The sequence below is a fragment of the Blautia sp. MSK.20.85 genome (assembly GCF_013317245.1).
Taxonomy (GTDB): Bacteria; Bacillota; Clostridia; order Lachnospirales; family Lachnospiraceae; genus Blautia_A.
Map to the genome: position 1 here is coordinate 1 of NZ_JAAIUN010000082.1, position 1,199 is coordinate 1,199.

A 1,199-nucleotide genomic window follows, 5' to 3' on the forward strand; every position below is an offset into this window, starting at 1 on the left:
TTTGCCAGCTCTTTTACCGTGACCTTTCCCTGTTTCGGCTGATTTTTCTGTGCTTTCTTCTCTACTGATTTCTGCCTCTGATGACGCAGATACGCAACAAGAACCTTTTTCAACAGGTCTGCCGTAATCTTAGTAGCCCGAATACAGAACGTGACCGTTTTCTGAGTTACCTCTTCCTGCATGACTTTTCCCTCCTTTCAGCGATTCAACTGCTGTCCAGATCTGTAATCATGGCAACCACCCCCTTTAATGAAAAAAGACAGATTAACCGGTAATCAGGTTCTGCACCTGTACGAGTTTTTCTGTCCCTTCTTCTTTTCTCTTATCTTCTCCACCACAATAGATGGGAACACACATTTCAAGTATTCTACTGTAAATACGCTGATGGGCAGTATCCAAGTCTGTGGATTTCATTTCATTCAGTCCCAGATTCGTTGTTACGATCAGCGGAAGCATTTTACAATAGCGGCTGTCTATCACATTATAGACCTGCTCCAAAGCAAACTCAGAATTTCGTTCTATTCCTAAATCATCAATAATCAGCAGCGGATAATCCACAAGATTTTGTATAATCTGGTTCTTATCTGCCTGATAGCTGGTCATTTCATTTAAAATCCTGGAAAAATTCGTCATCATGACACGTTCTCCCTGTTCCAAAAGTGCATTTGCAATACAGCCTGCAAAGAAACTTTTCCCAGTTCCAACTGGTCCCATCAAAAGCAATCCTACATTTTTTCTCTTCATATCTGTCCAGTTTTCTACATACTGCCTGGCAATTAGTGTCTTCTGGTTGCTTCCATTGTCATTTTCAAATTTCCATTCCCAGAATCTTCTTTCCCGAAGTCCGACGGATTTTCTCTGATAAAGCAGCCGCTGTGCTTCTTCCCGCTGCATCTTCTCATCCAGTTCCTGTCTGGCTTTCACCTCGCATTCGCACAAACAGGATACTACATGCTCAAATCCCATCAGACTGACTTTCATCTGTTTTCTTTTTCCACAGATGCCACAATGAAGACATCCCTCTTTGTCCAGATAATCTGCTGTTACTTTATTTTCCATCACAGGCTTTCTCCTTCCTGAAATTCATATTTATCCATTCCTGCCCTGGCTCCATCCCGTTCTGCCCAAAGACAGATTGTTGCAAAATGGTTCTGATATTCTTTTCCACTGGATTTCATATAAACAGAAAGATGATCAAT

The 1,199-nt window shown here is 41.6% G+C and carries 1 protein-coding gene and 1 pseudogene; both read right to left on the reverse strand.

What is annotated here, in order from left to right:
- A pseudogene (locus G5B12_RS16955) lies at positions 1–182 on the reverse strand (PcfB family protein); the annotation flags it as partial.
- A gap of 82 nt (positions 183–264) precedes the next feature.
- Positions 265–1,059, reverse strand: coding sequence for an ATP-binding protein (locus tag G5B12_RS16960; protein ID WP_119244344.1), 795 nt, complete (start codon positions 1,057–1,059; stop codon positions 265–267).
- Positions 1,060–1,199: the final 140 nt, after the last annotated feature.